The organism is Geodermatophilus sp. Leaf369 (assembly GCF_001424455.1).
Lineage (GTDB): Bacteria > Actinomycetota > Actinomycetes > Mycobacteriales > Geodermatophilaceae > Klenkia.
The window spans coordinates 264,055-287,930 of the sequence record NZ_LMQA01000003.1 but is presented as its reverse complement, the minus strand read 5'-3'; the positions used below and the strand labels follow the sequence as shown (position 1 = coordinate 287,930).

The window sequence follows — 23,876 nt, the reverse complement described above, 5'->3', positions numbered from 1 at the left end:
CAGGGCTCAGACCCGGACGCCGGGCTCGATCCAGGGCCGCGGGGGAAGCGACGGTGGCTCGTCGGACGCCGGCGAGCAGAGCGGGAACCGCTCGCCCAGGGTGCGCAGGAGGACGGTGCCGATCACCGCTGCGGTCAGTGACCCCAGCAGGATCCCGATCTTGGCCTGCTCGCGCAGCAGCTCGTCGTCGAAGGCCAGGTCGGTGATGAACAGCGAGATGGTGAACCCGATCCCGGCCAGCGTGGCGCCGGCCATGAGGTGCGACCAGCGCACCCCGCCCGGGAGCACCCCCCAGCCGGTCTTCAGCGCCACGAAGGCGCCCAGGGTGATGCCGACGGCGTTGCCCAGCACCAGTGCGACCGCGATGCCCAGGGTGACCGTGGAGGTGGCCGCGGCCCGCAGCGTCTCCGCGTTCAGCACCACCCCGGCGTTGGCCAGCCCGAACACCGGCACGACGAGGTAGGCGGTGTACCGGTGCAGGGACTCCTGCAGCCGGGCGTTGGCGGGCACCGTGGAGGCGACCGCGAGCTTGGTGCTGCGGGCCTTGGACGCGTCGGGGTCCTCGCGCAGGGCGCGGCCGAACGCCGCCGTCCGGTCGATCTCCTTGCGGGACGGCGGCCGGGCGGGCAGCAGCAGGCCCACCAGGACACCGGCCAGCGTGGCGTGCACCCCGGACTCGTGGACGGCCAGCCACAGCGCGATGCCGGTCAGCACGTAGGGGGTCAGCTTCCACACGCCCAGCCACCGCAGCACCAGCAGGGCGACGACCAGCAGGCCGGCCACGCCCAGGGCGGGCAGCACGATCTCGTCGGAGTAGAAGAGCGCCATCACGCTGATCGCGCCGATGTCGTCGACGATCGCCAGGGTCAGCAGGAACAGCCGCAGCCGGTCGGGGCAGCGTGGGCCGAACAGCGCCAGCACGCCGAGCACGAAGGCGGTGTCGGTGCTCATCACGATGCCCCAGCCCGAGGCCGCCTCCCCGCTCGGGTTGAAGGCCAGGTACACCAGCGCGGGGACGGCAAGGCCGCCCAGTGCGCCTAGGGCGGGTGCGGCGACCGAGCGCCGGTCGCGGAGCTCGCCGGTGGCCACCTCGCGGGTGATCTCCAGCCCCACCACGAGGAAGAACAGCGCCATGGCGCCGTCGTTGACCCAGTGCCGCAGGTCCATCGACAGCTCCACGTCCCCGATGCCCAGCGAGGCGGGGGTGGACCAGAACGTGTCGTACCCGGCGGCCCACGGCGAGTTGGCCCAGGCCAGGGCCAGCAGGGTGCCGACGAGCAGCAGCGCCGAGCCGCCGGCCTCGGTGCCCATGTAGAGCCTGGAGGACGGGGACAGCGTGGGGACCGAGACGCGCAGTGCGGGTCCGGGGCGGGGGGCCTGGGTCATGCGGGTGCCTCCCGGTCGAGTGTCAGCGCCTGCGCAACCCCGTCATCACAGCACGTGTTCCCCGTACATCTCACCCAGTGGGTCGGCGATGAGCTCGATGCGGGCACCGTCGGGGTCGCGGAAGTAGACCGAGACGCCCGAGTGGACGACGTGCTCGACGCCGGCCTCGGTCAGCTTCGCGACCAGGGCCTCCCAGCGGGTGGGCTCGACGCTGATCGCCACGTGGTGCAGCCCGCCGAGCACCTCGGCGTAGGGGCCGACGTCCAGGCCGGGGAAGTCGAAGAACGCCAGCAGGTTCGAGTTGCCGATGTCGAAGAAGAAGTGCGAGCTGCCCGGGTAGTCCCGGTTGTCGATCAGCTCGGTCAGCGGGAAGCCCAGCACGCCCTGGTAGAAGGCGACGGTGGCCTCGACGTCGCTGCTGATCAGCGCGGTGTGGTGCAGGCCGCGGGCGGTGGAGGCCGGTCGCTCGCCGGCCGGGCGCAGGTGCTGCTCGCGGATCCGGGCGCGGGTCGCCTCGATGGCGGCCAGGTCGATGGTCATGCGTTCAACCATCTCACCGCAGACCCGCGCCGTCCAGGCGTCCTGTGGCCCTGCAGGGGCGCAGCACGCCTGGAGGGCGGGAGTCCGCGGGCGGATCAGGCGAGCATCTGCTCCAGGTCGGCGATGAGGTCCTCGGCGTCCTCGATGCCCACCGAGAGGCGCACCAGGTCGGCGGGGACCTCCAGGGCGCTGCCGGCCACCGAGGCGTGCGTCATCCGGTGCGGGTGCTCCACCAGGGACTCCACGCCGCCCAGGGACTCGGCCAGGGTGAACACCTGCGCCCGCTCGCAGACCGCCAGGGCGGCCTCCTCGCCGGCGGCCAGCCGGAACGACAGCATCCCGCCGAAGCCGGACATCTGGCGTGCGGCGATCTCGTGGCCGCGGTGCTCGGGCAGGCCGGGGTAGAGCACGGAGGACACGGCCGGGTGCGCGGTCAGGAAGTCGACCACCCGGGCGGCGTTGGCCTGGTGCCGGTCCATCCGCACCCCGAGGGTCTTGATCCCGCGCAGCACCAGCCAGGCGTCGAAGGGCCCGGCGACGGCACCCATCGCGTTCTGGTGGAAGGCCAGCCGCTCACCGAGCTCGGCGGAACCGGCGACCAGCGCGCCGCCGACGACGTCGGAGTGCCCGCCGAGGTACTTCGTCGTGGAGTGCACCACGACGTCGGCCCCCAGCGTCAGCGGCTGCTGGAGGTAGGGCGAGGCGAAGGTGTTGTCCACCGCGAGCAGCGCGCCGTGCTCGTGCGCGAGCTGGGCCAGCCCGGCGATGTCGGCGATGCCGAGCAGCGGGTTGGTCGGCGTCTCGCACCAGATGAGCTTGGTGTTCGGGCGCAGGGCGGCGCGGACGGCGTCCAGGTCGCCCAGGTCGACCGGGGTGTGGTCGACGCCCCAGCGGCCGAGCACCTTGCTGATCAGCCGGAAGGTGCCGCCGTAGGCGTCGATCGGGATCACCAGGTGGTCGCCCGGGTCGAGCACCGTGCGCAGCAGTGCGTCCTCGGCCGCCAGCCCGGAGGCGAAGGCCAGCCCGGTCGCGCCCTGCTCCAGCGAGGCCAGCGCCTCCTGCAGCGCGGTGCGGGTCGGGTTCGCGCTGCGGCTGTACTCGTAGCCCTCGCGCAACCCCCCGACGCCGTCCTGCTTGTAGGTGCTCGTCAGGTGCAGCGGGACGACGACGGCGCCGGTGGTCGGGTCGGGCTCCTGGCCAGCGTGGATCGCCCGGGTGGAGAAGCCCTGCGTGGGCTCGGAGGTCATGCCGTCACCGTAGGAGGCACCGCGGCGGGGATGCCGGCGAGATGGCCGAGCACGTCCTGTCGGGTGACGACACCGGCGGGCTTCCCGTCCTCGTGCACCAGCAGCGCGTCGGCGCCACCGAGGGCCGCGACCGCGGCGGACACCGGCTCGCCGGAGCCGATGATCGGCAGCGGCGAGCTCATGTGCTTCTCCAGGGTGTCCGACAGCGCGGCCGACCCGGAGAACAGCGCGTCCAGCAGCGCCTTCTCCTCGACCGACCCGACCACCTCGCCGGCGGTCACCGGCGGCTCGGCCCGGACGACCGGCATCTGCGAGACGCCGTACTCGCGGAGGATGTCGATCGCCTCGCGGACGGTCTCGGTGGGGTGGGTGTGCACCAGGGCCGGCAGTGCGTCGCCGTCGCCGGACTTGGCGCGCAGCAACTCGCCGACGGTCTCGCCGTCCGCGGCCTCGACGAAGCCGTAGTCGGCCATCCACTCGTCGTCGAAGATCTTCTTGAGGTACCCGCGGCCGCCGTCGGGCAGCAGCACGACCAGCACGTCGTCCGCGGTGAGCTTCTCGGCCACCCGCAGCGCGGCGACCACGGCCATCCCGCACGAGCCGCCGACCAGCAGGCCCTCCTCGCGGGCCAGGCGACGGGTCATGGCGAACGAGTCCCCGTCGGAGACCGCGACGATCTCGTCGGCGACGGTCTGGTCGTAGGTGGTGGGCCAGAAGTCCTCGCCCACGCCCTCGACCAGGTAGGGCCGACCGGTGCCGCCGGAGTAGACCGAGCCCTCGGGGTCGGCGCCGATGACCTGCACGCGCCCGTCGGAGGCCTCCTTGAGGTAGCGCCCGACGCCGGAGATGGTGCCGCCGGTGCCCGCACCGGTGACGAAGTGGGTGACCCGGCCGTCGGTCTGCGCCCAGATCTCCGGGCCGGTGGTCTCGTAGTGGCTCTGCGGGTTGGCCGGGTTGGAGTACTGGTCGGGCTTCCAGCCACCGGGGGTCTCCCGGGCCAGCCGGTCGGACACCGAGTAGTAGGACCGCGGGTCGGACGGGTCGACCGCGGTCGGGCAGACCACGACCTGCGCCCCGTAGGCCCGCAACGTGTTGATCTTGTCCGAGCTGACCTTGTCCGGGCAGATGAAGATGCACTTGTAGCCGCGCTGCTGCGCCACGATGGCCAGGCCCACGCCGGTGTTCCCGCTGGTCGGCTCCACGATGGTGCCGCCGGGCTGCAGGGCGCCCGAGGCCTCGGCCGCATCGATCATCCGGACGGCGATGCGGTCCTTGACCGAGCCGCCGGGGTTGACGTACTCGACCTTCGCCAGCACGAGGGGGGCGTCGGGGCCCAGGTGGTCGGTGACCTTGGTCAGTCGGACGAGCGGGGTGTTCCCGATCAGGTCGACGACGGACTCGGCGTACTGCACGGGAGGTCCTCCAGCGTGGGGGTGGGGCGGCCGGGGTCCCCGGTCCCTGCCGACGATCCCACGTGTCGGGCCACCCCTGGCAGGGCAGGGCCCGGGCATGACCGATCACACCCAGCCCACCGCCGCTCTCCCCGGGGGTGGCGCGATGCCGCTGCTCGGTTTCGGCACCTGGCAGATCACCGGGAGCGCCTGCACCGACGCCGTCCGGGCCGCCCTGGAGGCCGGCTACCGGCACCTGGACACCGCCACGATGTACCGCAACGAGGCCGAGGTCGGCCGCGCCCTGGCCGAGTCCGGCGTCGCCCGGGACGAGGTCTTCCTGACCACCAAGCTGCCGCCGGACCGGGCCGACGCCGCGCAGGCCACCCTGGACGCCTCGTTGGCCGCCCTCGGCGTCGAGGCCCTCGACCTGTGGCTCGTGCACTGGTCCACCGGCGGGGACGACGTCGCCGTGTGGCGGGAGTTCGTCGCCGCCCGGGACGCCGGTCGGACCCGCGACATCGGGGTCAGCAACTTCACCCTGGCGATGCTCGACGAGCTGGCCGAGGCCACCGGGGTGATGCCGGCCGTCAACCAGGTCCGCTGGGCGCCCTCGTTCTTCGACGCCGACGTGCTGGAGGGCCACCGGCAGCGCGGGGTGGTGCTGGAGGGCTACAGCCCGTTCAAGAGCACCGACCTGGCCGACCCGGTGCTCACCGGGATCGCCGACGCGCACGGGGTGAGCTCCGCCCAGGTGGTGCTGCGCTGGCACCTGGACCACGGCGTCGTCGTCATCCCCAAGTCGGTCACCCCGGCGCGGATCAGCGCCAACGCCGACGTCCTCGGGTTCGCCCTCACCGACGCCGAGCGGGACGCCGTGGACGAGCTGTCCCGTGGCTGACACCGACGGGCAGGCGCAGGATCGGGGCATGACCGCACCGATCGCACGACGCAGGCTGGGCGACCTCGAGGTCTCCGCGCAGGGGCTGGGCTGCATGGGGATGAGCCAGTCCTACGGGGCCGCCGACCGCGACGAGTCCCTCGCCGTCCTGGACCGCGCGCTGGACCTGGGCATCACCTTCTGGGACACCTCCGACGTCTACGGCGACGGGCACAACGAGGAGCTGCTCGCCGAGCGGCTGCGCACCCGCCGGGACGACGTCCAGCTCGCCACCAAGTTCACCCTGTCCCGCGACGCCTCCGGGGCGATGGTCACCGACGGCCGCCCGGAGAACGTGCACGCCCGCTGCACCGACAGCCTGCGCCGCCTCGGTGTGGACACCATCGACCTCTACTACCAGCACCGCGTCGACCCGCAGGTGCCGATCGAGGACACCGTCGGCGCGATGGCCGAGCTGGTGCAGCAGGGCAAGGTCCGGTACCTGGGCCTGTCCGAGGCGTCGGCCGAGTCGGTCCGCCGGGCCGCCGCAGTGCACCCGATCACCGCGCTGCAGAGCGAGTGGTCGTTGTGGACCCGGGACCTCGAGTCCTCGGGCGTGCTGGCCGAGGCGCGTGCGCACGGGATCGGCATCGTGCCGTTCTCCCCGCTGGGCCGGGGCTTCCTGACCGGTGCGATCACCAGCCCGGCCGACTTCGGGGACGACGACTTCCGCAAGGACATGCCGCGCTTCCAGGGCGAGGCGTTCCAGGCCAACCTGCGCCTGGTGGAGGCCGTGACGGCGATGGCGGGGGAGAAGGGCGCGACCGCCGGGCAGCTCGCGCTGGCCTGGGTTCTCGCCCAGGGCGACGACGTCGTCCCGATCCCGGGCACGAAGCGGCGCACCTACCTGGCGGAGAACGCCGGCGCGGACGCCGTCGAGCTGACCGACGCCGACCTGGCGCGGCTGGAGGAGATCGCCCCGCCCGGTGCCGCCGAGGGCGGTCGCTACGCCAACGCCGGTTACGCCTACGGCGACAGCCCGGCGCGATGAGCGACCCGACCTGCGGGGTGGCCCACGGGCACTCCGCCGGCGAGCCCGCGGCCGACCGCGTGCTGGTCGCGGTCTTCGCCTCCCCGGTCGCTGCGGCGCTGCTGCGGCTGGGTGCGGAGTGCGGGTACGCGCCGGTGCTGGTCGACCCGGCGGGGCGGGAGGTCGACGGGCTGCCGGAGGGCACCGTCGTGCTGACCGCGGTGCCCGACGAGCCGCACGCCGACGTGGTGGCCTGCGACCACCACCGCGAGGAGCTGGGCGAGGTCCTCCGCGACGCGCTGGCGGTGCGCAACCGGTGGATCGGGGTGATGGGCAACCCGCACCACGAGGGCCCGCACGTCGCCGCGCTCGCCGCCCTGGGGGTGGCGGACGCCGAGGTGGCCCGGGTGCACCGGCCGATCGGGCTCAACATCGGCTCCCGGGCCCCGGCGGAGATCGCGGTGTCCACGCTGGCCGGGCTGCTCGCCGACCGCAACGGACGCCCCGGCGGGTTCGACTTCTGACCCGGGTGGCCGGTCGGGGCGGCTGCTGTCTCGACCTCCGCCCGAGGGTCATCCCGTCCACCGGGGGTGCGGGTGGGCAGGTGCGCCGCCCGGCGTCCACCCCCTGGCCGGTCGGCGGCCCCCGCGTCCACACCTGGGCCGACACGTACGACGGCCGCCGGGCCGCGGCCCGGCGGACCGACACGTGGGCGGAACGCCGCGACCCGCACCGACGTTGACGTCAGCGATCGGACCGACCGGGTCCCAGCACGAGGAGGATGTGCGCCATGCCGCTCATCGACAAGATCATGAAGTTCGCCAAGAGCCCGCAGGGTCAGCGGGCGATCCGGCAGGCCACCGACAAGGCCCAGCAGTTCGCCAAGGACCCGAAGAACCGCGCCAAGATCGACGACGTCCGGCGTCGTCTGCAGGGCGGCGGCTCGAAGGGGACCGGCACCCACTGAGGCCGGGCGGTGCTCGCCCTCAGCGGGGGGCGAGCGCCGTCAGCACCTCGCCGTGCAGGTGGCCGTTGGTGGCCACCGCGGACCCACCGGCCGGGCCCGGGGTGCCGTCCAGGTCGGTGAACGTCCCACCGGCCTCCCGCACGATGACGTCGATCGCCGCGATGTCCCACAGCGACACCTCGGGCTCGCAGGCCACGTCGACCGCGCCCTCGGCGAGCATCGTGTAGCTCCAGAAGTCCCCGTAGGCGCGGGTCCGCCACACCGAGCGGGTCAGGTCGAGGAAGCCGTCGAGCCGGTTGCGCTCCTCCCAGCCCGAGAGGCTGGAGTAGCTGAGGCTGGCGTCGGCGAGGCTGTCGACGCCCGAGACGCGGCAGCGGGTCGCGGACTCCAGCCGCCGCCCGGTGTAGGCGCCCACCCCGGCGGCGGCCCACCAGCGGCGGCCCAGCGCCGGTGCGCTGACCATGCCGACCACCGGGACGTCGCCGTCCAGCAGGGCGATCAGGGTGGCCCAGACCGGCACGCCGCGGACGAAGTTCTTCGTCCCGTCGATCGGGTCGACCACCCAGCGGCGGGCACCGTGCCCGGTGGTGCCGAACTCCTCGCCCTGCACGGCGTCCCGGGTGCGGGTCCGGCCCAGCGAGCTGCGCAGCTGCTGCTCCACCGCGCGGTCGGCATCGGTCACCGGGGTCAGGTCGGGCTTGGTGTCGATCACCAGGTCCTGGGCCTTGAACCGGTCGAGGCTGATCGCGTCGGCCTGGTCGGCCAGCACGTGGGCCAGCTGCATGTCCTCGGTGTAACCCCGCGAGCCCGTCATGGGGCGACCGTACTGGCGGCCTCGTTCTACCGTCGGGCGGTGAGTCCTGCCCCCGATGCCGCCAAGCTGGTCGGCCTGCTCGCCGACGACACCCGGCTGGCCGTCGTCGCGGCACTGGCCCCGGGTGCCACCGACATCGACTCGGTCGCGGAGGCCACCGGGCTGACCGGCACCCAGGTCGCGCTGGCCGCCCGCCGACTCGGCCGTGGCGGCCTGGTCCGCCGGGACGGCACCGGCCTGGAGCTGCGCCGCGAGCTCTTCGGTGCCGCGGCCCGCGGTGCCGCCGAGGCCACGCCGCCGCCGGAGCCGCTGTCGTCGGACCCGGCCGAGGACGCCGTGCTGCAGACCTTCATCACCGACGGCCGCCTCACGTCGATCCCGGTGCCCCGGGCCAAGCGCCGGATCGTGCTCGAGCACCTGGTCCGGGTCTTCGAGCCCGGCCTGCGCTACCCCGAGCGCGAGGTCAACGCCCTGCTCGCGGTCTGGCACCCGGACACCGCGGCGCTGCGCCGGTACCTCGTGGACGGCGACCTGCTGAGCCGGGACGCCGGCGTCTACTGGCGCAGCGGCGGCCCGGTCGACGTCTGAGCCCGTTCCCGGAGGAGCTCCCGCAGGCCGGCGACGGGGGAGGGCCGGTGGAACAGGAAGCCCTGGGCGTAGCGGCACCCCAGGGCGCGCAGGCGTTCGGCCTGTTCCGGGGTCTCGACCCCCTCGGCGATCACCTGCAGGTCCAGCGCCTCGGCCATGCCCACGATGCTGCGCATCAGCCGGGCCCGGCGGGTCGAGGTGGTCAGGGCGGCGGTGAACGAGTCGTCCAGCTTGAGGTAGTCCGCCGGCAGGGTGTCCAGCCGGGCCAGCGAGGAGAAGCCGGTGCCGAAGTCGTCGATCGCCACGGACACCCCCGTGTCCCGCAGGGCGGTCAGCGCGGCCACCGCCGCGGCGGAGTCGGCCTCGACCAGGCTCTCGGTGACCTCGAGGACCAGGGACGCGGCGGGCCAGCCGGCGGCGGTGAGGGCCGAGCGCACGTCGCCGGGGAAGTCGGGGTCGCACAGCTGGTGGCCGGAGACGTTCACCGTGAGCAGCAGCCGCTGGCCGGTCTGCCGGTGCAGCTCGGCGAGGTCGCGGCAGGCCTGGTCCAGCACCCGGCGACCCAGCACGTCGATCAGACCGTGGTCCTCGGCCAGCGGCACGAAGCGGGCCGGGCTCTGCGCCCCCAGGGTCGGGTGCTCCCACCGGGCCAGCGCCTCGACGCCGACGAGCTGCCCCGACCCGACGGCCACGATGCCCTGGTAGTGCACCTCCAGTCCGGACTCGCCGGGGCCGGCGGCCAGGGCGGCGGTGAGCTCGGCCACGAGCGGGTCGGGGCCCTGGTCGTCGAGCACGCTGCGGCCACGGCCGGTGTTCTTGGCCTGGTACAGCGCCCCGTCCGCGCGCCGCATCAGCTGGGCCACGGTCTCGCCCGGACGCCACTGGGTCACCCCGCAGGACAGCCCCACCCCCGGGACGGCGTACCGCAGCTGCTCCACCACGGCCAGGGCCACCGGTCCGGTCGCGTCGGGCAGCAGCAGGGCGAACTCGTCCCCGCCGTGCCGGGCGAGGACCGCACCGGCGGGCAGCGCGGGCCGCCACCGGGACGCCACCGACTGGAGGAGGTCGTCCCCGGCCGAGTGGCCGGAACGGTCGTTGACCGCCTTGAAGTGGTCCAGGTCCAGCAGCGCGGCCGACAGGGGCAGGCCCGAGCGTCGACAGCCCCGCACCAGGTCGGTGGCGGCCTCGTCGAAGCCCCGACGGTTGGCCAGGCCGGTGAGCGGGTCCCGGCCGGCGCTGGACGCCCGCTGGACGAGCCCGCCCACCACGACGGCGACGGCGAGCAGCACCAGGTCCACCACGACCACGGCGCTGACCGGGACCGTCGGGCGGGACGCGAGGGCGACCGTGAGGGTCGTGACCAGCCACCCGAGCTGCGCCACCGCCCCGGGCCAGCCGAAGAAGAAGAAGGCGTCCAGCGCGACGAACGCACCGATCGCCGCCCCGGCCACTGCGGTCGCCGGTCCGGGTGACGCGACCACCGTGACGGTGATGAGCGCGGTCCCGGCAGCGACCAGGCCGTGGTAGGCCCAGCGGGGCAGGCGCCGTCCCGACCAGCTCACCACGGCACCGGTGACCGCAGCCGTGGCCGCGACCGCGAGCAGCACGCCCGCGCCCGGCCGGGGCCAGGCGGCCGAGCCCAGCACCAGGACGGCCAGGGCGCCGGCGAGGTAGAGACCACCGGTCACCCGGGCCATCACGCGGGGGGTGGCCACCTCGGGGGCGGCTCGACGGTGAGCGGACACGCAGGACACATCGGCTGTTTCCGGATAGACCGGATCCGGAAACGGTAGTTACTCCCTCGTGCGGGCCACCCCGGCGGTGCCGCTACCAGTTCGGGGTCTGGCTGACCGCCGCGACCAGGCGGCGGAAGCTGCCCAGCCGCTCGGCCCGGGCGGGCGGGCCCTCGGCGGCCCACTCGTCCAGGGCGCAGTCGGGGACGTCGGCGGTGTGCGCGCACAGCGGCGGGCAGTCCCGGGCGACCTCGGCCAGGTCGTCGAAGGAGGCCAGCACGTCGGCGGGGTCGGTGTCGGCCAGGCCGAAGCTGCGGATGCCCGGGGTGTCGATGACCATCCCGCCGCCGGGCAGGTCCAGCAGCACCGCCGAGGAGGACGTGTGCCGGCCCTTGCCGACCTTGCTCACCCCGCCGGTGGCCCGGTAGGCGTCGGGCACCAGCCGGTTGACCAGGGTCGACTTGCCCACCCCGGACTGCCCGACGAACACGCTCATCCGCCCGTCCAGCCGCGGCTGCAGCTCGGCCAGGGTGGTGTCCTGGGAGACCGCGATCGCCTCCACCTCGAGCCCGGCGTAGCGGGCCAGCAGCTCGTCGGGGCTGCCCAGGTCGGCCTTGGTCAGGCAGAGCAGCGGGGTCAGCCCGCCGGAGAACGCGGCGACCAGGCAGCGGTCGAGGAAGCCGACGTGCGGCTCGGGGTCGGTGATCGCGGTGACCACCACCAGCTGGTCGGCGTTGGCCACGACGACCCGCTCGGTGGGGTCGGTGTCGTCGGCGGTGCGCCGCAGCGTGGTGGCGCGGGGCTCGATCACCACGATGCGGGCCAGGCTGTCGGTGCGGCCGCTGGTGTCCCCGACCAGGCGCACCCGGTCGCCGGTGACGACACCGTGCTTGCCCAGCTCGCGGGCCCGCATCGCGGTGACCTCGACGTCCCCGCCCTCGGGCCCGGTGACCCGCACGCTCATCCGACCGCGGTCGACCCCGACCACCAGGCCGGGGACGGCATCGTCGTGGCTGGGCCGGGTGCGGGTGCGCGGCCGGGAGCCGCGGCGGCCCGGGCGGACCCGGACGTCGTCCTCGTCGGAGCGGCTGTCGAACGTGCGGCCGGCCATCAGAGCGCCCGCCCGGTCAGGACGACACCGCGGCCGGGGCGTCGGCGTCGAGCAACCCGGCCCACCGGTCGGTGAAGTCGGGCAGCGTCTTGGTGACCGCTCCGGGGTCGCGCACCACCACGCCGTCGGCGACCAGGCCCAGCACCGCCGCGACCATCACCATCCGGTGGTCGGCGTAGGAGTCGAGCTCGGCGGCGTGCACCGGGCCGGGGGTGATCTCCAGGCCGTCGGGCAGCTGGACGACCCGGGCCCCCACGGCGGTCAGCACCTCGTCGAGGGCCTGCAGGCGGTCGGTCTCGTGGCCGCGCAGGTGGGCGATCCCGGTCAGCCGGGACGGGCCGTCGGCCAGGGCGCAGAGGGCGGCCAGCACCGGGGTCAGCTCGCCCACCTCGGAGAGGTCGGCGACCAGCGGGCGGACCGACGTGCCGCCGGTGACCTGCAGCCCGTCCGCGGTGCGCTGCACGTCGGCGCCCATCACGGTGAGCAGGTGCTCGAGCTGGGCCCCGGGCTGGGTGGTGCGCAGCGGCCAGTCCCGGACGGTCACCCGCCCACCGGTGACCAGCGCGGCGGCCAGGAACGGGGCGGCGTTGGACAGGTCGGGCTCGACCACCCGGTCCACGGCCGCGACCGGGCCGGGGTGCACCCGCCAGCCGGTGTCGGTGCGGTCGACCAGCACACCGTGCTCGGCCAGGGTCTCCACCGTCATCTGCACGTGCGGCATCGACGGCACGCCCCCGGTGAGGCGCAGGTCCAGGCCCTCGGTGAACCGGGCCGCGGCCAGCAGCAGGCCGCTGACCACCTGGCTGGACTCGCTGGCGTCCACGGTGACCGTGCCGCCGCGCACCGCGCCGGTGCCCTGCACGGTGAACGGGGCCCTGCCGCGGCCGCCGTCCTCCACGGTCACCCCGGCGCCGCGCAGCCCCTCGATGAGACCGGCGTTCGGCCGGTCCCGGAGCCGCTCGTCGCCGTCGAGGGTGACCGGGCCGTCGGCCAAGGCGGCCACCGGTGGCAGGAACCGGAGCACCGTGCCGGCCAGGCCGGCGTCGACGGTGGCCGGGCCGCGCAACGGACCGGGGGTGACCAGCCAGTCGTCGCCGTCGACCTCGATCCCGACCCCGAGGGCGCGCAGACCCTCGGCCATCAGGTCGGTGTCCCGGGCGCGCAGCGGGCGCACCAGCCGGGAGGGGCCCTCGCCGATCGCGGCGAGCACCAGGGCCCGGGCGGTGATCGACTTGGAGCCGGGCAGGGTGACGACGGCGTCGACCGGCGCGGGGTGGTGCGGCGTCGTCCAGCTGGTCATGCCGCCCATCCTGCCCGCCGCCGGGAGCCGCCGACGCCCTGCCCGCCGCTCACCTCGTCGCCGGCAGGGTGCGGACCAGGCGGCGGTTGGCGAACTCGAACATGCCGAGCTCGGAGAGCTCGCGGCCGTAGCCCGAGCGCTTCACCCCGCCGAAGGGCAGCTCGGGGGAGGAGCCCGAGGGCTGGTTGATCCAGACCATCCCGGACTCCAGCCGGTCGGCCACCCCGCGGGCGCGCTCGGCGTCCCCGCTGTAGACCACCGCGGACAGCCCGTAGGAGCTGTCGTTGGCCAGCGCCACGGCGGCGTCCTCGTCGGCGACCTTGTAGAGCACCGCGGCCGGACCGAACAGCTCCTCGGAGTACGCCCGCATCTCCGGGGTGACGTCGGCGAGCAGGGTGGCCTCGACGAAGGCGCCGGCGTGGTCGGGGCGGCCACCGCCGGCCAGCACGGTCGCGCCCTTGTCGACGGCGTCCTGGATCTGGGCGGCCAGCTCCGCCGCGGCCTTCTCGGTGGACAGCGGGCCCAGCGTGGTCGCCGGGTCGGCCGGGTCGCCGGGGGTGAAGGAGGAGAACGCCTGGGTCATGCCGGCGACGAAGTCGTCGTACACGTCCTCGAGCACGATGATCCGCTTCGCCGCGATGCAGGCCTGGCCGGTGTTGGCCATCCGGCCCATCGTCGCGGCCTTGACCGTGCGGCCCAGGTCGGGGGTGTCCAGCACGACGAACGGGTCGCTGCCACCGAGCTCGAGCACCGACTTCTTCAGGTGCTTGCCGGCCAGCGAGGCCACCGACGACCCGGCCTTCTCGCTGCCGGTGAGCGTCACGCCCTGCACCGCGGGGTGCGCGATGACGCTCTCCACGTCGGAGATGGCCAGGAAGACGTTGGTGTAGACGCCCTCGGGGGCACCGGCGTCCCGGAAGAGCTCCTCGAGCGCGAGGGCGCACTGCGGGTTGTTCTCGGCGTGCTTGAGCAGGATCGTGTTGCCCAGCGTCAGGTTCGGGCCGGCTACCCGGACCACCTGGTAGAGCGGGTAGTTCCACGGCTCGATGGCCAGCAGCACACCGGTCGGCTCGTTGACGACGACGGCCTCGCCCTTCATCACCTGGATCGTGCGCTCGGCGAGGAACTCCTCGGCGTGGTCGGCGTAGTAGCGCAGGATGCTGGCCGCCAGCTGCACCTCACCGGCCGCCTCCTGGATGCGCTTGCCCATCTCGCGGGTGATCAGCGCGGCCAGGGCGTCGGTGCGCTCGAGCATGAGGTCCGCGGCCCTCCCGACCACGGCGGCCCGCTCGGCGACGCTGCGCCGGCGCCACTCGAGGAAGGCGGTGTGCGCCTGTTCCACGACGGCGGGCACGTCGGCAGTGGCCAGGGCGGGGAACTCCCGCTCGGTCTCCCCGGTGAAGGGGTTGACCGTGGCGTAGGCGCGATCGGTGCTGGGGGAGTCCTGGGTCGTGCTGGTCACGGAGGTGCCTCTCGTCGAACGGGTGCGTCCGTCCAGTCCTACCCGTGGGGTCCGACAGCACGCACGGTCGGCGGGCGCACCTACAGTCGCTGTCGAGTCCGGCCAGCCCAGGAGGTCACCGTGTGCGGGCGTTACGCAGCCAGTCGTCGTCCCGAGGACCTGACGGTGGAGTTCGAGGCGGTGCCGGCCCCGGGGCAGCCGCCGCTGGCCGCCGACCACAACGTGGCCCCCACCAAGGACGTGTACGTCGTCCGGCAGGCGAAGGAGCGCGACGCCGAGGGCGCGCCCACCGGGGGCTCGCACCGTGAGCTGCGCGTCGTCCGGTGGGGGCTGGTGCCCTCCTGGGCCAAGGACGTCTCGGTCGGCAACCGGATGCTCAACGCCCGGGTCGAGTCGCTGACCAGCAAGCCCGCGTTCAGCAAGGCCGCGAGGGCCCGCCGCTGCCTCGTGCCGGCCGACGGCTGGTACGAGTGGTCACCGAAGCCGCACGCCCCGGGCAAGCAGCCCTGGTTCGTCACGCCCGAGGACGGGTCGGGCCTGGCCTTCGCCGGGCTCTGGGAGGTCTGGGGGCGCGGGGAGGACCGGCTGTACTCCTGCACCGTGGTCACCGCACCGGCCGTCGGAGCACTGGCCGAGATCCACGAGCGGATGCCCCTGGTGCTCCCGCCCGACCGCTGGGCCGACTGGCTGGACCCGGCCCGCGACGACGTCGAGGCCCTCGCCGCGCCCACCCCGCCGGAGTTCGTCGAGACCCTGGAGATCCGGCCGGTGGGTGCCGCGGTGGGCAACGTCGCCAACAACGGCCCGCAGCTGACCGCCCGCGTCGAGTCGGTCAGCGAGCCGGCCGACCAGCCGGCCCTGTTCTGACCCCTCGCACCCGAGCCACCCCGAGGTGACCCGCTGAGCACGACGCCCGACCCCGCCGTCGACGCACCACCCGCCACCCCGAGTCGGGCGCTGCCGGGCTGGGTGGCCGCGGTCGTGACCTTCCTGGCCTCCGGGGCGGTGCTGGTGCTCGAGATCGCCGGACTGCGGCTGATCGCGCCCTACGTGGGCATCACGCTGCAGACCAACACCGCGGTCATCGGGTTCGCGCTGGCCGCGATCGCCGTCGGTGCCTGGGCCGGGGGAGCCGTGGCCGACCGGCGGGACCCGCGTGGGCTGCTCGCCCCGCTGCTGGTGGCCGGGGGTGCGCTGCTGATCGCGGTCGTGCCGCTGGTCCGGTTCGCCGGTGCCCTGCTGACCGGTGCGGCCGCGGGCAACGTGCTGCTGCTGGCCGCGGTGGCCGTCGTGGTGCCCGCGGCCCTGCTGTCGGCGGTGCCGCCGATGATCGTCACCCTGCAGCTGGGCAGCCTGCGCGAGACCGGCTCGGTGGTCGGCAGGCTGTCGGGCATCGGCACCCTGGGGGGCATCGCGGCCACCTTCGGCACCGGGTTCGTGCTGGTCGCCGTGCTGCCCACCACCGTCATCCTGGTCGGCACCGGCCTGGTGGTGGTGGCCACCGGCATCGGGCTGTGGCTGTTCCTGCGGCGCCGGTCCACCGCCGCCGCCCGGCTCCCGGGCGCCCTGCTGGTGCTGACCCTGGCCGGCACCGGGATGGCCGTGATCGCGCCGGACCCGTGCGAGGAGGAGACGACCTACCACTGCGCCCGGGTGGTCGCCGACCCCGAGCGGGAGGGTGGACGGACCCTGGTGCTGGACACCCTGCGGCACTCCTACGTCGACCTCGACGACCCGACGTACCTGGAGTTCGAGTACGTGCAGGCGATCGCCTCGGTCACCGACGCGATGGCCCCGGCCGACGACCCGCTGTCCGCGCTGCACCTCGGCGGCGGTGGGTTGACCCTGCCCCGCTACCTCGCCGAGGTGCGCCCCGGGACGCAGAGCCGGGTGCTGGAGGTCGACGCCGGGGTGCTGGCGATCGACCGCGACCTGCTGGACCTGCAGACGTCGGCGGACCTGCGGGTCGACGTCGGGGACGCCCGGATCGGGCTCACCCGGGAACCCGCCGACGGCCGGGACCTGGTGGTCGGGGACGCGTTCGGTGGCCTGTCCGTGCCCTGGCAGCTGACCACGGTCGAGGCCCTGGACCTGGTCGACCGGGCCCTGACGTCGGACGGGGTCTACGCGGCGAACCTGATCGACAACCCGCCGCTGGACTTCGTGCGGGCCGAGCTGGCCACGATGGGCGCGGTGTTCGACCACGTCCTGCTGCTGGCCCGCGAGCCCGTGGTGGCGGGCACCGACGGGGGCAACGTGGTCGCGGTGGCCTCCCGGGAGCCCCTGCCGGCCGCAGCGATCGCCGCCGTGCTGGCCGAGCGGGGCCTGGACTGGCAGGTCGTCGAGGGCGAGGAGCTGGCCGCGTTCGTCGCCGACGCCCCGGTGCTCACCGACGACCTGGCCCCGGTCGACCAGCTGCTCACGCCCTACGGCTGAGTCGTCCTCAGCGGCCGATCGGCGCGGTCCGGGCCCGGGTGAGGGCGACCAGGTCGGCCGGTGCGAGCTCGATCTGCAGCCCCCGCCGGCCGCCGCTGACGCACACCGCGGCCAGCTGCAGCGCCGAGTCGTCCACCACCGTGGGCAGGGCCTTCCGCTGGCCCAGCGGGCTGATGCCCCCGCGCACGTAACCGCTGCTGCGCTCGGCGTCGGCGGGGTCGGCCATCACCGCCTTGCGCCCGCCGACCGCCGCGGCGAGCGCCTTGAGGTCCAGCTGCCCGGCCACCGGGACGACGGCCACGGTCAGTGCGCCGTCCACCCGGGCGACCAGGGTCTTGAACACCGCGGCCGGGTCCTGGCCCAGCGCCGCCACCGCGGCCTCCCCCCAGCCCTGGCCGTCGGCGTGCTCGTCGGGGTCGTACGTGCGCAGTCCGAAGGGGACCTGCGCCCTCTCCAGCACCCGCACCGCGGGGGTCGCCGCCGCCATGCCGACACCCTAGGTGTGGGAATGAGCAGCCGGGGTGGGGACCTTGTAGGAGGCGTGAGCAGCTCCTCCGCACCGACCCGGGCCCCGCGGTCCACGGCGTCCTCCGACGTCGTGATCGTCCGCCGTCCGCCCGGCCGTCCGGTGACCGCACGACTAGCATCGACCGACGTGGTGTCCCGTCTGCGGGCCCCGCAGAGAGGACGGTCGGTGCCCGACGAGACCACGGACGAGACCACAGCGACAACGGTCGCCGCGAGTGCGCCGGTGGTGACCGAGACCCCCGAGGCGCGGGCGGACGGCAGCCGCTCCGAGCAGGCCGAGACGCGCGCCCAGCGCGACGCCCGGTTCGAGCGCGACGCCCTGCCCTTCCTGGACCAGCTGTACCCGGCGGCGCTGCGGATGACCCGCAACCCCGCCGACGCCGAGGACCTCGTCCAGGAGACCTTCGTCAAGGCCTACTCCGCGTTCCACCAGTTCGCCGAGGGCACGAACCTCAAGGCCTGGCTGTACCGGATCCTGACGAACACCTACATCAACAACTACCGCAAGAAGCAGCGGCAGCCGCAGCAGTACCCCACCGACCAGGTGCAGGACTGGCAGCTGTTCGCCGCCGAGCAGCACAGCTCCACCGGCCTGCGGTCGGCCGAGATCGAGGCCCTGGACCACCTGCCGGACTCCGACATCAAGGACGCCCTGCAGCAGCTCCCGGAGGACTTCCGGCTGGCCGTGTACCTGGCCGACGTCGAGGGGTTCGCCTACAAGGAGATCGCCGAGATCATGGGGACGCCGATCGGCACCGTCATGTCCCGGCTGCACCGCGGGCGACGGGGTCTGCAGAAGCTGCTCGCCGACTACGCCCGGGACCGCGGGTTCGCCCGCGCCGGGGCACCCGAGAAGGGGACTGCGTCATGACCGCGGAGAGCCCGGTACCGGCCGAGGACGACCACGAGATCAACAGCTGCGACGACGTGTTGTCCCACGTCTTCGAGTTCCTGGACCAGGAGACCGGTGACGCCCGGCGGGCGGTCATCGCCGAGCACCTCGAGGACTGCTCGCCGTGCCTGCGGGAGTTCGGCATCGAGCAGGAGTTCAAGGCCCTGGTCCGTCGCCGCTGCGGCGGCGACCCCACGCCGCTGGGCCTCAAGGACCGGATCAAGATGCAGCTGACCACCGTCTCCTTCGAGGAGGACGGCACCTCGGTCAGCGTCGAGCGGGTCACGGTGGAGCAGACCACCGACCGCTGACCCACCCGCGCACGACAGAGGCCCGAGACGACGTCGTCGTCCCGGGCCTCTGCTGTGCACGGTTCAGGCGTTGGGGCGCTTGCCGTGGTTGGCGCCGCTCTTCTTGCGGGCGCGCCGCTTGCGTCCTCGCTTGGACATCGCTGCCCTCCTCTCACTCCTCCGACGGGGTGCTGCTGGGCCTTCCCGGGCGGACCCGGTGTCGCTGGGCCCGCCGGTGCCCGACCGGACCCCGCGGACCGGCCGAGCTGACGTTCCAGGGTCTCACGTCCGGCCCAGCGGGCGCCGACCCGACCGGTGCGGCAGCGTGGGGGACGTGGCGGACACCGGGAACACGGGGATCGACAGCGTGCTGGTGGCGGGCCGGGGGCCGATGGCCTGTGCGGTGGTGCGCAGCTGTGCCGCGCTGGGCGTGAAGACGGTGGCGGTCCACTCGGCGACCGAGCGGGAGGCCCGGCACGTGCGGCTGGCCGACGACGCCGTGTGGCTGGGCCCGGCGCCGGCAGCCGAGTCCTACCTGTCGGTGCCGCGCCTGGTCGAGGCCGCCCGGCGCAGCGGGGTGACGGCCGTGCTGCCGGTGCCCCCCGCCCTGGCCGGCAACAGCGAGCTGGCTGCGGCCGTGGTCGGTGCCGGGCTGACCTGGGTGGGTCCCGAGGCGGGCGTGCTGGAGCGGCTCGGGGGCGACGGCGTCGAGCCGGCCAGCGCGCGCGGGTTCCTCGCCGTCGTCACCGCGGACGGGCTGCGGCACGTCACCCCGGTGCGTCGGGACCGGGACGCCGGCACCGCCCGGGTGTCCTGGGTCCCCGGCGCCGGGGACGACGTCGCGCTGCCGGCAGCGGCCGGGCGGCTCCCGGAACTGGGCTGGCGGGGGCTGGTGACCGTGGGCATCGACCCCGACGGGGAGCTGGCCGAGGTGTCGGCCGGCTTCTCCCTGGACCTCGCGGTGCTGGAGCGCGCCCACGGGGTGGACGCCGTCGCCCTGGCGCTGCGCAGCGCCACCGGCCGGGTGCGGCCGGGCACCGACGGCGAGCCGCGGCCGGCGGTCGCGGTGCAGCTGCGGTCCACCCTGCCGCCGGGGGAGGCCGGTCGCGTCACCGGTCGGCTGCCCGACGTCTGGCCCAGCGAGCGGGACGCCGAGCTGGCCGCGGTGAGCGGTTACGACCCCGGTGACCGGCTGGACGGCTGGTACGACGCGCTGCTGGCCACGGTCAGCGCGACCGGGGCGGACACCGCGACCGCCGCCCGCCGGGCCGCCGACGTGCTCACCGGGCTGCCCGAGACGGGGGTGCCGCACGACGGTGACGCGGTCTGCGCGGTGCTGCACCGGCTCGCCGACGGCTGAACCTGCCCACCCCCCGCGTGGTGGTTGGATGACCGCGACGGGGCAGCAGCCCCGGCGCGGGCACGGCGAGCTGGAGGAGGACCCGTGGCGGTCGAGGAGATCCACGCCGAGATGGTCTCCAGCGTCTGGAAGGTCCTCGTGGCCCCGGGCGCCGAGGTGGCCGCGGGGGACACCCTGGTCATCCTCGAGTCGATGAAGATGGAGATCCCGGTGCTGACCGAGCGCGCCGGCACCGTCGCCGAGCTGCACGTGGTCGAGGGCGAGGTCCTCCAGGAGGGCGACCTCATCGCCACCGTCGAGGGCTGAGCGGCTCAGAGCCCCAGGCGGTAGACCAGCAGGTCGACCCCCGGCACCGGCGACCAGTCGCGGGCCGGCAGCCGGGTGAACCCGATCCGCTCGTACAGCCTGTGGGCGGCGTGCATCCGCGGGTCGGTCGAGAGCACCACCGCCGTCCTGCCCGCCGCGCGCGAGCGGTCCAGACAGGCGTGCACCAGGGCCTCCCCGACGCCCTGTCCCCGCGCGGACGGGTCCACCACCAGCATCCGGAAGGCCGCCTCGTCCGAGGACTCGGTGATCTCCCCGAAGGCGCCGTCCAGCACGAGCGCCACGCTGCCGACGAGGCGTGCGTCGAGCCGGGCGACCAGGAGCTCGGAGCGGGAGGCGCGGCCGGCGACGTCGGCGAGCTCCCGTGCGTAGTCGGGGGTGGCCCAGCCCTGCGACACGTAGGCCGAGACGGTGAGCTCGCCGATGGCCGGGAAGTCGGCCGGGTCGGCCGGGGAGATCTCGAGGGTCACCGGAGGAGCGTAGGCAGCCCTCGCCCTAGGCTCGCCCCACCATGACGAGCACCCCCAGCAGCCTCTCCGACCGGCTCGCCCGCGGCTCCTCGGTCAGCCCCTCCCAGGTCGACCACGCCCGCCGGCTGGTGGCCGACTGGCAGCTCCTGGCCGACCTGTCCTTCGCCGACCTGACGCTGTGGGTCCCGCTGGCCAGCGGCGCCTGGTGGTGCGTGGCGCAAGTGCGCCCCCTGACCGCCCCCACCAGCCAGCCCGAGGACCTCGTCGGGGTGGAGGTGGCCGGCGACGACGCCGCCGCGTTCGTGCAGACCCACCGCGAGGGCGTCCAGGTCACCGACGAGCTCGACGGGTCGGGCACCGCTCCCCGCCGCCGCGAGGTGATCCCGGTGCGCCACGAGGGCGCCGTCGTCGCCGTGCTGGCCCGGGACACCCGGCTGTCGGCCACCCGGTCGCCGTCCCCGCTGGAGCTCACCTACCTCGACATCGCCCGTGAGCTGTGCCTGATGGTCTCCGCCGGCACCTTCCCCCCGCGGATGCTCGAGGACGCCGAGATGAGCCCCCGGGTCGGTGACGGCCTGGTGCGGCTGGACGGCCGGGGCACCGCGGTCTACGCCAGCCCCAACGCGTTGTCGGCCTACCGGCGGATGGGCCTGGCCGGGGACGTCGTGGGCGGGCAGCTGTCCGAGCTGACCCGGTCGGCGGCCACCGACCGGGTGGCCGGCGAGGCGGTCGCGGCCAGCATCACCGCCGCGGTCGCCGGCCGGTTCCCCGACCCGATGGACGTCGAGGGCGAGGCCGCCACGATGCTCGTCCGGGCCCTCCCGCTGCAGGCCCCGGGCGGGGAGTCCGGGGCGTTGGTCCTCGTGCGCGACGTGACCGACGTGCGCCGTCGCGACCGCGCGCTCATGACCAAGGACGCGACCATCCGGGAGATCCACCACCGGGTGAAGAACAACCTGCAGACCGTCGCCGCCCTGCTGCGGCTGCAGGCGCGCCGGGTCAGCGAGCCGGCCGCCCGGGAGGCGCTGCTGGAGTCGGTGCGCCGGGTGGCGTCGATCGCCGTCGTGCACGACACCCTCGCCGGCAGCCGGGAGGACGTGGTGGACGTCGACGACGTGCTCGACCAGGTCCTGCCCATGCTGGGCGACGTCGCCTCGGTCGGGCCGGCCGCCAGGATCACCCGGATCGGCCGTTTCGGGGAGCTGCCGGCCGGTGCGGCGACCCCGCTGGTCATGGCGGTCACCGAGCTGCTGCACAACGCCGTCGAGCACGCCTTCCCCGAGGGGCAGCCGGGGACCATCGAGCTCACCGCCGAGCGGGACGGCCACGACCTGGTCGTCCGGATCTGCGACGACGGTCAGGGCCTGCCGCCGGGGTTCGACGTCGCCACCAGCAAGGGCCTGGGCCTGCAGATCGTCCGCACCCTGGTGACCAGCGAGCTGCACGGGCAGCTGGCCACCAGCACCCCCGAGGGCGGGCAGGGGACGGTCGCCGTCCTCACCCTGCCCGGGGCCGGTCGCGTCCGCCGCTGACCGGGGCCGCAGACGGCAGGAGCCGGACACCTCGTCGAGGTGTCCGGCTCCCGGGTGCCCGCTGGTGCGGGGACGTCGTCAGGCGGTGCGGACGCGCGTGCGAGCAGTGCGGCGCTTGAGGGCGCGGCGCTCGTCCTCGGAGAGCCCACCCCAGACGCCGGAGTCCTGACCGGAGGTCAGCGCCCACTCGAGGCACGACTGCACCACGGGGCAGCGCTGGCAGACGGCCTTGGCCTGCTCGATCTGCGTGACCGCAGGGCCCGTCGTCCCGATCGGGAAGAAGAGCTCAGGGTCTTCGTCCCGGCAGAGGGCGCGGTGGCGCCAGTCCATGTCGGTGTGCTCCTCGGTGTCGTCTACGGTGTGCCCTGTGCCCCGGAGGGCCCGACACCGTCTGTTCGATGTCGTCCGGCTCCCGCACGCTGGTGTTACCAGCAGGTTGCGTTCGGGTTCGATGCTTTCACGCGAGGACCGACTGTCAAGCAGTTCAGCCGCTCAGCCGTCCTCCGTATGAGCAACCTCACCACGGTCCTAGCAGGTCCGCCACCCCTGTTCCCGACCGGGTGCCCAGCACGGGTCACCCGGACGCGTGGTGGCCGCCCCGACGGTTCCCGCCCGTGGTCGCCTCAGACGACGACGTCGAGGGCCAGCGGCACCGCGCGGACCCGCAGGCCGGTGGCCTCGCCGAGGTGGTCGCCGTCCAGCTGCCAGCCCTGGGGGCGCTCCGAGGTCAGGGTCAGCTCGGGCAGGTCGTGCCAGCGGTGCACCCCCCGGCCCCGGGAGTCCGGTTCGCGCGCCATGCTCCGCCGGAGGTGGTTCACCATCGCCAGCGGCCCGACCCGGCCGAGGGAGAACACGTCCAGCCCGGTGTCGAAGGAGGCCTCCGGGCTGACGTTGATCGGGGTCTCGCCGAGGTAGGTCCACGGGCTGACGTTGGACACCAGGCAGAGGAAGAGGCCGGGGACGGGCTCCTCGCCCGGCACGTGCAGGGTCATCGGCGGACGCCGGCGGTCGGGCCCGAGCAGGAAGGACGCCGCGCCGGCCCGGAGGTAGAGCAGGCCGCTGGAGCGGCGGCCGCGGGCCCGCTGGGCCTCGACCCGGGCGATCACGTCGGCGTCGAACCCCAGGCCGGCGGAGAACACGAACCACCGCGGGCGGGTCCACCCGTCCGCGCCCGCCAGCCGGGCGCTGGCCGAACCGAGGCCGACCCGGCGGGTCCGGCCGGCCCGCAGCGACGACAGGATCTCCGCGACCGCCTCCACCGGGTCCTGCGAGCGGCCCAGGGCACGGGCGAAGACGTTGGTGGACCCACCGGGGACCACGGCCAGGGTGGGCACGTGCGGTCCGGGCCCGTCCTGCAGCAGCCCGTCCACCGTCTCGTTGACCGTGCCGTCGCCGCCCAGGGTGACCACGACGTCGACGCCGTCCGCGGCCGCCTGCACGGCCAGCTCGCGGGCGTGCCCGCGGTGGGTCGTCTCGGCCACCTCCAGGGACAGGTCGCTGGACAGCGCGCGGACCAGGACGTCGCGCACCTTCGCGGTGGTGGTCGTGGCTGCCGGGTTGGTCACGAGGAGCGCACGCACGCCGGCGAGGGTATC

Annotated in this window: 25 protein-coding genes and 1 pseudogene; 12 read left to right on the top strand and 14 right to left on the bottom strand. The window is 74.5% G+C overall.

Annotated elements, in window-relative coordinates; genetic code table 11:
- Positions 1–6 precede the first annotated feature (6 nt).
- From nhaA to ASG36_RS15725, 4 genes are all read right to left on the bottom strand, one after another.
- On the bottom strand, positions 7–1,386 hold the full coding sequence (gene nhaA / locus ASG36_RS15740; RefSeq protein WP_055765903.1) for a Na+/H+ antiporter NhaA: 1,380 nt from the start codon (positions 1,384–1,386) through the stop codon (positions 7–9).
- A 45-nt stretch (positions 1,387–1,431) separates the two neighbouring features.
- Positions 1,432–1,926 (bottom strand): VOC family protein, encoded by a 495-nt coding sequence (locus tag ASG36_RS15735; protein ID WP_055765900.1) that lies wholly within the window; start codon positions 1,924–1,926, stop codon positions 1,432–1,434.
- A gap of 95 nt (positions 1,927–2,021) precedes the next feature.
- Positions 2,022–3,173, bottom strand: coding sequence for a cystathionine gamma-synthase (locus ASG36_RS15730; RefSeq protein WP_055765896.1), 1,152 nt, complete (start codon positions 3,171–3,173; stop codon positions 2,022–2,024).
- Positions 3,170–4,585 (bottom strand): cystathionine beta-synthase, encoded by a 1,416-nt coding sequence (locus ASG36_RS15725; protein ID WP_055765893.1) that lies wholly within the window; start codon positions 4,583–4,585, stop codon positions 3,170–3,172. The genes ASG36_RS15730 and ASG36_RS15725 overlap by 4 nt, the downstream gene beginning before the upstream one ends.
- Before the next feature lie 97 nt (positions 4,586–4,682).
- Between ASG36_RS15725 and ASG36_RS15720 the strand changes: the two genes are divergently transcribed.
- The 4 genes from ASG36_RS15720 (at position 4,683) to ASG36_RS22365 (ending at position 7,441) form a co-directional block, all read left to right on the top strand.
- Complete coding sequence (locus tag ASG36_RS15720; RefSeq protein ID WP_055765889.1) at positions 4,683–5,465, top strand: aldo/keto reductase; 783 nt, start codon at positions 4,683–4,685, stop codon at positions 5,463–5,465.
- Positions 5,466–5,493: 28 nt separating this feature from the next.
- Positions 5,494–6,495, top strand: a complete 1,002-nt coding sequence (locus ASG36_RS15715; protein ID WP_055766313.1) for an aldo/keto reductase — start codon at positions 5,494–5,496, stop codon at positions 6,493–6,495.
- Positions 6,492–6,998 carry an XdhC family protein gene (locus ASG36_RS15710; RefSeq protein WP_055765886.1) on the top strand — a complete coding sequence of 169 codons (507 nt, stop codon included), beginning with the start codon at positions 6,492–6,494 and terminating at the stop codon, positions 6,996–6,998. Before ASG36_RS15715 ends, ASG36_RS15710 begins: the two co-directional genes overlap by 4 nt.
- 266 nt (positions 6,999–7,264) lie before the next feature.
- Positions 7,265–7,441, top strand: coding sequence for a hypothetical protein (locus ASG36_RS22365; RefSeq protein WP_200944514.1), 177 nt, complete (start codon positions 7,265–7,267; stop codon positions 7,439–7,441).
- A gap of 19 nt (positions 7,442–7,460) precedes the next feature.
- Here ASG36_RS22365 and hisN read toward each other — a convergent pair whose 3' ends face one another.
- Positions 7,461–8,255: a histidinol-phosphatase gene (hisN, locus tag ASG36_RS15705; protein ID WP_055765883.1), complete on the bottom strand. Its 795-nt coding sequence runs from the start codon at positions 8,253–8,255 to the stop codon at positions 7,461–7,463.
- Between the two features lie 39 nt (positions 8,256–8,294).
- Here hisN and ASG36_RS15700 point away from each other — a divergent pair, with 39 nt between their 5' ends.
- Complete coding sequence (locus tag ASG36_RS15700; RefSeq protein ID WP_055765881.1) at positions 8,295–8,843, top strand: DUF2087 domain-containing protein; 549 nt, start codon at positions 8,295–8,297, stop codon at positions 8,841–8,843.
- Here the strand turns inward: ASG36_RS15700 and ASG36_RS15695 are convergent.
- From ASG36_RS15695 to ASG36_RS15680, 4 genes are all read right to left on the bottom strand, one after another.
- A complete protein-coding gene (locus tag ASG36_RS15695; RefSeq protein ID WP_157498848.1) occupies positions 8,810–10,558 on the bottom strand; it encodes a bifunctional diguanylate cyclase/phosphodiesterase in 1,749 nt (582 codons plus the stop codon). The genes ASG36_RS15700 and ASG36_RS15695 overlap by 34 nt on opposite strands.
- 112 nt (positions 10,559–10,670) lie before the next feature.
- Positions 10,671–11,687, bottom strand: a complete 1,017-nt coding sequence (gene rsgA, locus ASG36_RS15690) for a ribosome small subunit-dependent GTPase A (protein ID WP_055765875.1) — start codon at positions 11,685–11,687, stop codon at positions 10,671–10,673.
- A 16-nt stretch (positions 11,688–11,703) separates the two neighbouring features.
- Positions 11,704–12,987: a 3-phosphoshikimate 1-carboxyvinyltransferase gene (gene aroA, locus ASG36_RS15685; protein ID WP_055765872.1), complete on the bottom strand. Its 1,284-nt coding sequence runs from the start codon at positions 12,985–12,987 to the stop codon at positions 11,704–11,706.
- A 49-nt stretch (positions 12,988–13,036) separates the two neighbouring features.
- Positions 13,037–14,449, bottom strand: coding sequence for an NAD-dependent succinate-semialdehyde dehydrogenase (locus ASG36_RS15680; protein ID WP_055765869.1), 1,413 nt, complete (start codon positions 14,447–14,449; stop codon positions 13,037–13,039).
- 120 nt (positions 14,450–14,569) lie between these two features.
- Between ASG36_RS15680 and ASG36_RS15675 the strand changes: the two genes are divergently transcribed.
- Both ASG36_RS15675 and ASG36_RS15670 read left to right on the top strand, forming a co-directional pair.
- Complete coding sequence (locus ASG36_RS15675) at positions 14,570–15,316, top strand: SOS response-associated peptidase (RefSeq protein ID WP_055765865.1); 747 nt, start codon at positions 14,570–14,572, stop codon at positions 15,314–15,316.
- Between the two features lie 102 nt (positions 15,317–15,418).
- Positions 15,419–16,885 carry a fused MFS/spermidine synthase gene (locus ASG36_RS15670; RefSeq protein ID WP_235495087.1) on the top strand — a complete coding sequence of 489 codons (1,467 nt, stop codon included), beginning with the start codon at positions 15,419–15,421 and terminating at the stop codon, positions 16,883–16,885.
- A 7-nt stretch (positions 16,886–16,892) separates the two neighbouring features.
- Here the strand turns inward: ASG36_RS15670 and ybaK are convergent, their stop codons facing one another.
- Positions 16,893–17,372, bottom strand: coding sequence for a Cys-tRNA(Pro) deacylase (gene ybaK / locus ASG36_RS15665; RefSeq protein WP_055765860.1), 480 nt, complete (start codon positions 17,370–17,372; stop codon positions 16,893–16,895).
- 54 nt (positions 17,373–17,426) lie between these two features.
- Between ybaK and ASG36_RS15660 the strand changes: the two genes are divergently transcribed.
- Together ASG36_RS15660 and rsrA are read left to right on the top strand one after the other, a co-directional pair.
- The gene (locus ASG36_RS15660) at positions 17,427–18,284 is read left to right on the top strand and encodes a sigma-70 family RNA polymerase sigma factor (protein WP_304437802.1); all 858 of its coding nucleotides are present in this window, start codon (positions 17,427–17,429) and stop codon (positions 18,282–18,284) included.
- On the top strand, positions 18,281–18,616 hold the full coding sequence (gene rsrA / locus ASG36_RS15655; RefSeq protein WP_055765857.1) for a mycothiol system anti-sigma-R factor: 336 nt from the start codon (positions 18,281–18,283) through the stop codon (positions 18,614–18,616). Before ASG36_RS15660 ends, rsrA begins: the two co-directional genes overlap by 4 nt.
- 63 nt (positions 18,617–18,679) lie before the next feature.
- Here rsrA and ASG36_RS23105 read toward each other — a convergent pair whose 3' ends face one another.
- Positions 18,680–18,754, bottom strand: coding sequence for a 50S ribosomal protein bL37 (locus ASG36_RS23105; RefSeq protein ID WP_014742531.1), 75 nt, complete (start codon positions 18,752–18,754; stop codon positions 18,680–18,682).
- A 175-nt stretch (positions 18,755–18,929) separates the two neighbouring features.
- Here ASG36_RS23105 and ASG36_RS15650 point away from each other — a divergent pair, with 175 nt between their 5' ends.
- Both ASG36_RS15650 and ASG36_RS15645 read left to right on the top strand, forming a co-directional pair.
- A complete protein-coding gene (locus tag ASG36_RS15650; RefSeq protein ID WP_235495084.1) occupies positions 18,930–19,955 on the top strand; it encodes a biotin carboxylase N-terminal domain-containing protein in 1,026 nt (341 codons plus the stop codon).
- An 84-nt stretch (positions 19,956–20,039) separates the two neighbouring features.
- Entirely contained in the window at positions 20,040–20,261 is a 222-nt protein-coding gene (locus ASG36_RS15645) for a biotin/lipoyl-binding carrier protein (protein WP_082523186.1), read from the top strand.
- A gap of 5 nt (positions 20,262–20,266) precedes the next feature.
- Here the strand turns inward: ASG36_RS15645 and ASG36_RS15640 are convergent.
- Positions 20,267–20,758 (bottom strand): annotated as a pseudogene (locus tag ASG36_RS15640) (GNAT family N-acetyltransferase); the annotation flags it as partial.
- Between the two features lie 32 nt (positions 20,759–20,790).
- Between ASG36_RS15640 and ASG36_RS15635 the strand changes: the two are divergent.
- On the top strand, positions 20,791–22,281 hold the full coding sequence (locus ASG36_RS15635) for a sensor histidine kinase (RefSeq protein WP_055765851.1): 1,491 nt from the start codon (positions 20,791–20,793) through the stop codon (positions 22,279–22,281).
- A gap of 78 nt (positions 22,282–22,359) precedes the next feature.
- On the opposite strand, the gene ASG36_RS15630 is transcribed toward ASG36_RS15635, so the two are convergent.
- Together ASG36_RS15630 and ASG36_RS15625 are read right to left on the bottom strand one after the other, a co-directional pair.
- Positions 22,360–22,611, bottom strand: a complete 252-nt coding sequence (locus tag ASG36_RS15630; RefSeq protein WP_055765848.1) for a WhiB family transcriptional regulator — start codon at positions 22,609–22,611, stop codon at positions 22,360–22,362.
- A 293-nt stretch (positions 22,612–22,904) separates the two neighbouring features.
- Positions 22,905–23,861, bottom strand: a complete 957-nt coding sequence (locus tag ASG36_RS15625; protein WP_055765845.1) for a diacylglycerol kinase family protein — start codon at positions 23,859–23,861, stop codon at positions 22,905–22,907.
- Positions 23,862–23,876: the final 15 nt, after the last annotated feature.

Bases quoted from the DNA above. Each gene is read 5' to 3' on its own strand.
- rsgA (WP_055765875.1), bottom strand. From the start codon at position 11,687: ATGGCCGGCCGCACGTTCGACAGCCGCTCCGACGAGGACGACGTCCGG.
- ASG36_RS15720 (WP_055765889.1), top strand. From the start codon at position 4,683: ATGACCGATCACACCCAGCCCACCGCCGCTCTCCCCGGGGGTGGCGCG.
- ASG36_RS15715 (WP_055766313.1), top strand. From the start codon at position 5,494: ATGACCGCACCGATCGCACGACGCAGGCTGGGCGACCTCGAGGTCTCC.
- ASG36_RS15730 (WP_055765896.1), bottom strand. From the start codon at position 3,173: ATGACCTCCGAGCCCACGCAGGGCTTCTCCACCCGGGCGATCCACGCT.
- ASG36_RS22365 (WP_200944514.1), top strand. From the start codon at position 7,265: ATGCCGCTCATCGACAAGATCATGAAGTTCGCCAAGAGCCCGCAGGGT.
- ASG36_RS15635 (WP_055765851.1), top strand. From the start codon at position 20,791: ATGACGAGCACCCCCAGCAGCCTCTCCGACCGGCTCGCCCGCGGCTCC.
- aroA (WP_055765872.1), bottom strand. From the start codon at position 12,987: ATGACCAGCTGGACGACGCCGCACCACCCCGCGCCGGTCGACGCCGTC.
- rsrA (WP_055765857.1), top strand. From the start codon at position 18,281: ATGACCGCGGAGAGCCCGGTACCGGCCGAGGACGACCACGAGATCAAC.
- nhaA (WP_055765903.1), bottom strand. From the start codon at position 1,386: ATGACCCAGGCCCCCCGCCCCGGACCCGCACTGCGCGTCTCGGTCCCC.
- hisN (WP_055765883.1), bottom strand. From the start codon at position 8,255: ATGACGGGCTCGCGGGGTTACACCGAGGACATGCAGCTGGCCCACGTG.
- ASG36_RS15710 (WP_055765886.1), top strand. From the start codon at position 6,492: ATGAGCGACCCGACCTGCGGGGTGGCCCACGGGCACTCCGCCGGCGAG.
- ASG36_RS15630 (WP_055765848.1), bottom strand. From the start codon at position 22,611: ATGGACTGGCGCCACCGCGCCCTCTGCCGGGACGAAGACCCTGAGCTC.
- ybaK (WP_055765860.1), bottom strand. From the start codon at position 17,372: ATGGCGGCGGCGACCCCCGCGGTGCGGGTGCTGGAGAGGGCGCAGGTC.
- ASG36_RS15735 (WP_055765900.1), bottom strand. From the start codon at position 1,926: ATGACCATCGACCTGGCCGCCATCGAGGCGACCCGCGCCCGGATCCGC.